The sequence below is a fragment of the Mesorhizobium sp. M4A.F.Ca.ET.022.05.2.1 genome, from assembly GCF_003998845.1.
In the GTDB taxonomy this organism is placed as follows: domain Bacteria; phylum Pseudomonadota; class Alphaproteobacteria; order Rhizobiales; family Rhizobiaceae; genus Mesorhizobium.
This window is the reverse complement of record NZ_RZOJ01000266.1, coordinates 1-8630: the sequence shown is the minus strand read 5'-3', so window position 1 is coordinate 8630 and position 8630 is coordinate 1. Positions and strand designations below refer to the sequence as shown.

The window sequence follows — 8630 nt, the reverse complement described above, 5'->3', positions numbered from 1 at the left end:
AGTCCGGGCTCTTCTGCTCGCCGCGGTCGACGACGTCGGCCGGATGCAGCCTCGCCTGCAGCACCTGGCCTTCGGTCATGAAGCCGGAATCGACGAGGTTGGACAGCACCACATTGGCGCGCGCGCGGGCGGCCGGCAGGTTGATGTGCGGGGCGTATTTGGTCGGCGCCTTGAACAGGCCGGCCAGCATTGCCGCCTCGGCGAGGTTCAGGTCCTTGACGCTTTTGCCGAAGTAGAAATCCGCCGCCGCTTCGATGCCGAATGTACCGCCGCCCATATAGGCGCGGTCGAGATAAAGCTGCAGGATCTCCTTCTTCGACAGGTTGGCTTCCAGCCACAACGAGAGAAAAGCTTCCTTGATCTTGCGCTCGAAGGTGCGCTCATTGGTCAGGAACAGGTTCTTGGCCAGCTGTTGGGTGATGCTGGAGCCGCCCTGCACGACCGAGTTGGCGCGGACGTTCTCGAAGATGGCGCGCGACAGGCCGAGCACGTCGATACCGTAATGGTCGAAGAAGCGCCGGTCCTCGGTCGCCAGCACCGCCTTGATGACATGGTCGGGCATTTCGTCGACCGGGACCGAGTCGCGCTGGATGATGCCGCGCTGGCCGATCTCGTTGCCGTAGCGGTCGAGGAATGTGACGGCGAAGTCGCCCTGCGCGCGCCAGTCGCCGGCTGTGATCTCGAAGGCAGGCATCGCCAGCGCAAGCAGCACGACGATGCCGCCAGCGCCCATAGTGAAGCCTTCGCTGAGCACCTCGATGATGCCGCGCCGCCAGCCCTTGACGCGGAAGCGTCGGAAAAAGATGGTCGCCGCTTCCCAGAACTGGCCTGCCTTGAAGCCGATTTCGTAGAGCGAGGAATCGAGCCACGCGTCGACGGCAAGCAGCGCCGAGGCAATGCGGCCTCTTCTCTTGCGTGGTCTCAAAGGACTTGCCATTCCAGAATTCCGCCCAGCCAACTTCCCCAAAACGGCATAGGCAGTTTCGAGGGTGGCTCCCTGCCTGACTATTCGACCATTTTATCACCGCTCACAAGGGTAGCGAAGCCACAGACAAGCTTTGTTGATCGCTAAGGTTGATTCCGGGTGCTCGAGCGATATCACCGCGCCGCGATGAAGCGCATGAAATGCGCCACATCGGCCTCGCTCGGCTCCTGGCCGGTGAAGGCGCGAAGATAGGCCGCGAGATGGCTGACCCTGGCCTCGACCGGTTCCTTGAGGTCGAGGACGTAGTAGCCGATCTGCATATAGTAAAGCACGCGCGCCCGGATGAAGGCATTCTCCGCGTCAAAGCCGTGTCTTTGGTACATGTCGCGGATAGCGGTGAGGCGATCGTCGTCGGCCTGGTCGATCATGCGCCGCACATCGTCCGAGCGCCTGGCCCATTCACGTACGGCAAAGTCGAGCCTCGGGTCGAACATGCGCTCGTCGGCCCAGCATTCGAACACGTTGAGCACGCCCATGATGATGGTTGCGGCAGGGCGCTGGGCGCGCTCGACGATCGCCTTGGTATTGGTCTCATGCCAATGCTTCAGCAACTGGTCGAGCAGATCCTGGCGGCTTTCGAAATACCAGTAGAAGCTCGACCGCGACACGCCGAGCTTCTGGCCGAGCGGCAGCACGCGCACGCTCTCGATGCCGTCGGAGATGAGCGTCTGCAGCGCGAGGTTGATCCAGTCCGAGCGCGTTACCTTGATGTTGCCGGGCGCCGGCTCGTCTTGCGGCGAAATCATGATCATGGACACACAAGTGGCACGCCGGATCACCGCGCGCAAGCTCTGGACATAAGTGTCTAGACACATATGTACAGTAGATATATGGTAACGGCTTCCAACGAGAGGGAGAGGCTCGTGAAGTCGCATTATCGCGGTTGTCATCGGAGGAGGTGTCGTCGGCGCCTCGGTGCTTCAGCTTCGAGGCGGTCTGGCACAAGGGTCGGCGCGTCGGCTTCGTCACCTCCGGCGGCTATGGCTACACGATTGGCAAGAGCGTCGCGCTGGCGTTGGTGGACGACGATTTCGCCGGGGAGGGGACGGAGCTTTCGGTGCACATTGTCGGCGTCGAACGGCCGGCGCGCGTCATCCCCGCCTCACCCCACGACCCCGACGGCAAAGCGATGCGGCAATAGAGGATGATCCCGAAAGTGGGAACCGGTTTTCGGAAAAGATCATGCTCAAACAAGAGGATAAGTTGGAACGGGATGACGCTTCGAAGAAGTCATCCTGTTCCAAGGAGGATCTGGCATGGTTGAAGATGTCGCCCGCGATCTGAGGCGCGAACGCCGGCGTGGACGCACCGGCGAGGCGGGCAGCGAGTCAAGCCGCCGGCCGGACTACCGGTCGCTCAAGAACCCGTTCCTGCCGCAGCCGATCTTCTCCGAAGACCAGGTCGCGGCGATCCACGACACGGCGCTGCGCGTGCTGGAGGAACTCGGCATCAAGGTGCTGCTGCCGGAGGCGCGGCATGTCTTGGCCGGCGCTGGCGCGCTGGTCGACGAGGACAGCCAGATGGTGCGCATCGGCCGCGACTTGGTCGAGGCGGCACTGGCCTCGGCGCCGCGCTCGATCCGGGCCCATGGCGGCGCGCGCGATCGCGATCTGATGCTTGAACTGGGCTCGATGACCTTCCTCGCCGGGGCCGGCGCGCCCAACGTCACCGATCTCGAACGCGGCCGGCGGCCGGGCGCGTTGGCCGCCTACGAGGAACTGACCAAGCTCATCCAGCATTTCGACGTGCTGCACATGCTTTGTCCCTCGATCGAGCCGCAGGATGTCGACAACCGCTTCCGTCACTATGCCGTCAACCGGGCGCAGCTGACGCTCTCCGACAAGTTCCCGTTCGTCTTCGCGCGCGGCACTCCGCAGGTCGACGACAGTTTCGAGTTGGTCCGCCTGGCGCGCGGCCTCTCCGAGGACGAGTTCCGCGCCGGCGCTCATTGCTACACCGTCATCAACACCAATTCGCCACGCCAGCTCGACATCCCGATGGCGCAAGGCATCATCGATTTCGCCAGGGCCGGCCAGGTCTCGATCATCACGCCCTTCTGCCTGGCTGGCGCCATGGCGCCGATCACGGTCGCCGGCGCGCTGACGCTGCAGCATGCCGAGGCGCTGGCCGGGCTGACGCTGGCGCAGATCGTGCGACCCGGGGCGCCGGTCGTCTACGGCTCCTTCTCCTCCAATGTCGACATGAAGTCGGGCGCGCCGGCCTTCGGCACGCCCGAGCACGTCAAGGCGACGCTCGGCGCCGGCCAGCTCGCCCGCTTCACCGGCCTGCCCTGGCGCTCCGGCGGCGGCAGCGCCGCCAATATTTCCGACGCGCAGGCCGCGCACGAGACGCAATTCGCGCTGTGGGGCTCGGTGCTGGCCGGCGCCACGGTCTGCATCCACGCCGCCGGCTGGCTGGAAGGGGGGCTGAGCGTCTCCTACGAGAAGCTGATCACCGACATCGAGGCGCTGCAGACAGTCGCCGAGCTTTGCGCGAGGACACCCGGCGACGAGGATTCCATCGGCTTCGAGGCCATCGCGGAGGTGCAACCGGGCGGCCATTTCTTCTCCGCCGGTCACACCATGGCGCGCTACCGCACCGCCTTCTACGAGCCGCTGGTCGCCGACTGGTCGAACTTCGGCAACTGGACGCAGGCCGGTTCGAAGAGCGCCACCGAGCGCGCTACCGGCATCTGGAAGCGGCTGCTCGCCGACTTCCAGCCGCCGGCTTCGGCCGCCGCCACGGCCAGCGTGCTCGACGAGTTCATCGCCCGACGCACCGAGGAGGGCGGCGCTGCGCCGGTGTCTTGACGGAGATCATTCATCATCCGGACAGGAAGTATCATGCAGTCTGGCGCGGGTCTTGCGACGCGGCTACGCTGCATGTGAAGACTGTTGGCGGCGCAAGGGATTGTCCAAGGCGTGACTGGCGAGCGGAGACGACGATGACGGCGCCCGACGATTTGCTGCAGGCCTTGTTCCAGAGATTGAAGAGTAGATTGTCCAAGGCGTGACTGGCGAGCGGAGACGACGATGACGGCGCCCGACGATTTGCTGCAGGCCTTGTTCCAGAGATTGAAGAGTGACGCGAAGCTGACGGCGCTGCTGGGCGGCGCCGGCCTGCTCGAGCGGGCAACCGAGAACGCTGCCTTCCCCTATGTGACATGCGGCCACACCAGCGCCTTCAACCAGGACACCGGCGCCGACAACGACGCCGATCAGCTTGTCACGCTGCATGTCTGGTCGAAGGCCCAAGGCGAGGCTGAAACGCGCCTCATCATGAACCGCATCGAGGCGCGCCTTGCGGGAGCGGCGCTGTCCATCGGTCCGCGCGGGCAAACACGCCTGTCGCTGGAGTTCGCCGAGGCTCGCTACGACGAGGATCTTGCGGTCCATCATGGATTGCTGCGCTTCCGCGCCGTCACGCGGGAAGACGCCTGACGGATCGCATTAAAGCTGAGCCGCGATCTCGGCCTTGTCGATGACCGACCAGACCTCGCATATGTGCGCATCGCGAAATTCGTAGAACACGTTCTCGGCGAAGCTGACCCGCTTGCCGTTCACGGGCAATCCGAACAACCTGCCTTTGGGGGTGCAGTCGAAATGCAGGCGGGCAGCCACGCGCGGCGGCTCGCAAACCAGGAGTTCGATGCTGAAACGGAGATCGGGAATGGCCTGGAAATCGCCTTCGAGCATGCGGCGATAGCCCGACAGTCCCACCGTTTCGCCATTGTACTGCACCGCCTCGCCGACGAACCGGCCTAGATTGGCCCAGTCCTGGGCGTTGAGACACGCGATGTAGCCTCGGTAAAGTTCGGCAAGTTGTTCACGTCGCATAGCGTGCTCCTCTGGTCGTCGGGCCTTCGTATCCTAGCTAGGGAAAGGCGGAAGTTCCGCATCCGAAAACAATAGCCGTGACGGCGGTTTTCCGGTTATGAGCCCGGCACCGGGCCTGAGGGGGGAACGGCAGATCGCAATGCTCGGCTTTGCGGCTCAGGGGGTGTTTGCAGGCATGGTTTTTCAGGCGGTTACCGTTCATTTCACGTTCAGCACCGATGCGTTACAACGCCTGTCATGAAAACGCTTCGCACCCATCTCCGAACCGCGATGCTGGCCCTCGCAGCAGCCGGTCTGCTCGCGTCGCAGGCGATGTCGGCTCCGGCCATCGCGCCTGACGACACGCAGCCCTTCGTGGTCGCGGCGTCGGACTGCTATGCGATCGGCCAGCAGGTGGCGGCGCAGAATGGCGGCACGCTGGCCAAGGCCTCGCAGGCGACGCGTGGCGGCCAGGCGGTCTGCGTCATCGTCGTGCTGGTGCCCGGCAAGGATGGGCAGCGCCCGCGCCGCACCGAGATCGTCGTTCCGCTGAATTGATATCGAAGTTTCCCAAGCTGTTGGAATCGCAGTATATCTGCCCTGAACGTCAAGAGGTTTGAACTCCGGCATGCGTGTGCTCGTCGTCGAAGATGACAAGGATCTCAACCGGCAGGTGTCGGATGCGCTGATCGATGCCGGCTATGTCGTTGACCGCGCCTTCGATGGCGAGGAAGGGCATTTCCTCGGCGACACCGAGCCCTACGACGCCGTCGTCCTCGATATCGGCCTGCCGCAGATGGACGGTATCAGCGTGGTCGAGCGCTGGCGCCGCGGCGGCCGCAAGATGCCGGTGCTGATCCTCACCGCGCGCGACCGCTGGAGCGACAAGGTGGCCGGCATCGACGCCGGTGCCGACGACTATGTCACCAAGCCCTTCCACATTGAGGAAGTGCTGGCGCGGGTCAGGGCGCTGATCCGGCGCGCCGCCGGCCATGCCTCGTCGGAACTGACCTGCGGGCCGCTGCGCCTCGACACCAAGGCCTCGAAGGCCGATGTCGACGGCGTGCCGTTGAAGCTGACCTCGCACGAATTTCGCCTGCTTGCCTACCTGATGCACCACATGGGCGAGGTGGTGTCGCGCACCGAGCTGGTCGAACACCTTTACGACCAGGATTTCGACCGCGATTCCAACACCATCGAGGTCTTCGTCGGCCGGTTGCGCAAGAAAATGGGCATCGACATGATCGAAACCGTGCGCGGCATGGGCTACCGCATGCGTGAGCCGGAGGCGTAAGGCGGAACCGCTCGCTACAATCGCAAGGAAACCTTTTTCGGCTCGGCTATGGCCGCGCTCGCTGGCTTTCCGCGTCATTGCTTTCTCGACCATCTGGGCGATCCTGACCCTGGTCGTCATCTTCACCCTCATCACCACGCTTTACCGCCAGGCGAGCGAGCGCGGTTTCGACAGCCTCTTGTCGGCGCATCTGTTCAATCTGATCGGCTCGGTCGGCATTTCCGAAAATGGGGCGCTCACCGGCGCGCCGGATCTTGGCGACCTGCGCTTTTCCGAGCCGAATTCCGGCTGGTACTGGTCGGTGGAGCCGGCCTCCGAGGGCGTCCATGGCGAGATCCATTCCTCCTCAATGACGACGTCCGTCCTGTCGCCTTCCGTCGCCGAGGTTCCGTTCAACGCGAACTTCCAGCGCAGCTACTCGACCGAAGGCATCAAGGGCGAGGAGCTCGAAGTGTTCGAGAGCGAGTTCGTCCTCGACGCCAAGAACCGCGCCGCGCGCTTCCGCGTTATGGGCAACCATACCGAACTGGAGCAGGAGATCGCCAGCTTCCAGCGCCGGCTGCTCACCTATCTGTCGCTGTTCGGCGTCGGCATGATCGCCATCAACGCCATCGCCATCCTGATCGGCCTGCAGCCCTTGCGCCGGGTGCGCAACGCGCTGGCCATGGTGCGCGAAGGCACTGCGCAGCGGCTCGATGGCCGCTTCCCGGCCGAGATCGAGCCGCTCGCCAACGAGACCAACGCGCTGATCGAGAACAACAAGCGCATCGTCGAGCGCTCGCGCACGCAGGTCGGCAACCTTGCCCATTCGCTGAAGACGCCGCTCGCGGTGCTCCTCAACGAGGGCCGAGCGCTGGGCGGCGCCAAGGGGCAGCTCATCGCCGAGCAGGCCGCCTCGATGCAGAAGCAGGTCGACCACTATCTGCAGCGGGCGCGCGTCGCCGCACAGCGCGACAGCGTCGTCTACCGCACGCCGGTGGCGCCGCTGGTGCAGCGCATGGTCCGCGTGCTGCAGAAGCTCAAGCCCGAAACCAGTCTCACGCTGTCGCTGCCGGCTACCGAGATCATCTTTGGCGGCGAGCGCGAGGATCTGGAGGAGCTGCTGGGCAACCTCCTCGACAACGCCATGAAATGGGCGAAGCGCGCCGTCGCCGTATCGGTGGCGCCGGTTTCGGGCAAGGACGGCGTCGGCGCAAACCTGTTCGAGATCGCTATCGAGGATGACGGTCCGGGCATTCCCGAGGACAGCGCGCGCGAGGCGCTGAAGCGCGGCCGCCGGCTCGACGAGACCAAGCCCGGCACCGGGCTGGGGCTCGCCATTGTGGCCGACCTCGTCAACGAATATGGCGGCGCACTTGCGCTGGAGCGTTCCGCCATGGGTGGGCTGAAGGCGGTGGTGCGATTGCGGAGCCTTCAGTGATACCTTGCCGGGCCCGGTCGACATCGATGGGCGGCGCATGGTATGCGCCGTTTCGATTGCTTCGTAGGTCGCCGGCCGCGGCCAAATTTCCGACAAATATCAACACTATGGCCACGCCTATTTTCCCGATGGCGCCGCCCCCAGCTCATCCTTCTCGAGAAAACCGGTTGTTGGCATGAAGATTCGCGTCGCGCTCGTTTCCGTACTGCTGGCCGTTTCCGGCTGCACGACGCTGGGTCGCAGCGGCCCTGACGCGAAGCCGTCGCTGGCTGCCGCGCCCCCGGCCGGCGGCAAGGTGGCCACCACCATCATTTCGGCCATGAACGGCGGCCTTGTCGGCGGATCGATCGGCTCCAGCCTTGACGACACCGACAAGCGCAAGGCGCTGGAAGCCGAATACAAGGCGCTCGAATATACGGCGAGCGGCCAGAAGGTGACCTGGAAGAGCGAGAGCACCGGCCATTCCGGCGAAGTCGTCGCCGCCCAGCCTTACCGGGTAGGCTCGCAGGACTGCCGGCAATACACCCACACCGTGTTCACCGGCGCTGCCAGCGCCACGGCGCGCGGCACCGCCTGCCGCAACGGCGACGGCAGCTGGACGCCGCTGACCTGACATTTTGCCCGGTTAGAATCTGTCCGGTTGACGTCGATCAAGGACGGGCGGCGCATTGGCCGCCAAAGCGTCGCAGTGTGCCTGAGTTGGCAGGGCAGGGCTCTGCCGTTATTGGAAGAACCATGCTGTTCTGGGTCATAGCCGCCATCCTCACGCTGGGCGCCAGCCTGGCAGTGCTGCTGCCTTTGGCCGGCGCCGGCAAGGATGAGTCCGGCGCCGGTGATAACGATCTTGAAGTCTATCGCGACCAGCTGTCCGAGCTCGACCGCGACGTGGCTCGCGGCCTGATCCAGCCGGCCGAGGCCGAGGAGGCGCGCGCCGAAATCGGCCGCCGCATCCTGCGCCTGGGTGCCGCGGGTCCGTCAGGCGCGGTCGCGCGGCGGCCTTTGGTCGCGACCAGGCTGGTCGCGACGGTCGCCGTGCTGGCGGTGCCGCTGGTCAGCTGGGGTCTCTATATCAAGCTCGGCTCGCCCGATCTGCCCGCGCAGCCGTTGGCCGAGAGG

10 protein-coding genes and 1 pseudogene are annotated in these 8630 nt (G+C 64.8%); 8 read left to right on the top strand and 3 right to left on the bottom strand.

Annotated features, from left to right (window positions below; all coding sequences use genetic code 11):
- Both EN745_RS23975 and EN745_RS23970 read right to left on the bottom strand, forming a co-directional pair.
- Positions 1–937, bottom strand: a 937-nt coding sequence (locus tag EN745_RS23975) for a transglycosylase domain-containing protein (protein ID WP_189363144.1), incomplete at its 3' end; no start/stop codon positions are given.
- 161 nt (positions 938–1098) lie between these two features.
- Positions 1099–1737, bottom strand: coding sequence for a TetR/AcrR family transcriptional regulator (locus tag EN745_RS23970; protein ID WP_127422414.1), 639 nt, complete (start codon positions 1735–1737; stop codon positions 1099–1101).
- A 170-nt stretch (positions 1738–1907) separates the two neighbouring features.
- On the opposite strand from EN745_RS23970, the pseudogene EN745_RS23965 reads away from it, so the two are divergent.
- The 3 genes and pseudogenes from EN745_RS23965 to EN745_RS23955 all read left to right on the top strand — a co-directional run.
- Positions 1908–2126: pseudogene (locus EN745_RS23965) on the top strand (glycine cleavage T C-terminal barrel domain-containing protein); the annotation flags it as partial.
- A 115-nt stretch (positions 2127–2241) separates the two neighbouring features.
- The gene (locus EN745_RS23960; protein WP_127422413.1) at positions 2242–3795 is read left to right on the top strand and encodes a trimethylamine methyltransferase family protein; all 1554 of its coding nucleotides are present in this window, start codon (positions 2242–2244) and stop codon (positions 3793–3795) included.
- A 222-nt stretch (positions 3796–4017) separates the two neighbouring features.
- Positions 4018–4425: a DUF3168 domain-containing protein gene (locus EN745_RS23955; protein ID WP_126055769.1), complete on the top strand. Its 408-nt coding sequence runs from the start codon at positions 4018–4020 to the stop codon at positions 4423–4425.
- Positions 4426–4434: 9 nt separating this feature from the next.
- On the opposite strand, the gene EN745_RS23950 is transcribed toward EN745_RS23955, so the two are convergent.
- Positions 4435–4821, bottom strand: coding sequence for an ester cyclase (locus tag EN745_RS23950; RefSeq protein WP_126055768.1), 387 nt, complete (start codon positions 4819–4821; stop codon positions 4435–4437).
- 237 nt (positions 4822–5058) lie between these two features.
- On the opposite strand from EN745_RS23950, the gene EN745_RS23945 reads away from it, so the two are divergent.
- The 5 genes from EN745_RS23945 to ccmI form a co-directional block, all read left to right on the top strand.
- Positions 5059–5358 (top strand): hypothetical protein, encoded by a 300-nt coding sequence (locus tag EN745_RS23945; RefSeq protein WP_126055767.1) that lies wholly within the window; start codon positions 5059–5061, stop codon positions 5356–5358.
- Positions 5359–5428: 70 nt separating this feature from the next.
- The gene (locus EN745_RS23940) at positions 5429–6094 is read left to right on the top strand and encodes a response regulator transcription factor (protein ID WP_126055766.1); all 666 of its coding nucleotides are present in this window, start codon (positions 5429–5431) and stop codon (positions 6092–6094) included.
- Entirely contained in the window at positions 6078–7514 is a 1437-nt protein-coding gene (locus EN745_RS23935) for an ATP-binding protein (protein ID WP_126055765.1), read from the top strand. The genes EN745_RS23940 and EN745_RS23935 overlap by 17 nt, the downstream gene beginning before the upstream one ends.
- 175 nt (positions 7515–7689) lie before the next feature.
- Positions 7690–8127 carry an RT0821/Lpp0805 family surface protein gene (locus EN745_RS23930; protein ID WP_126055764.1) on the top strand — a complete coding sequence of 146 codons (438 nt, stop codon included), beginning with the start codon at positions 7690–7692 and terminating at the stop codon, positions 8125–8127.
- Between the two features lie 122 nt (positions 8128–8249).
- Positions 8250–8630 (top strand): c-type cytochrome biogenesis protein CcmI (gene ccmI / locus EN745_RS23925; RefSeq protein WP_127422412.1); only part of this gene is annotated, 381 nt, incomplete at its 3' end.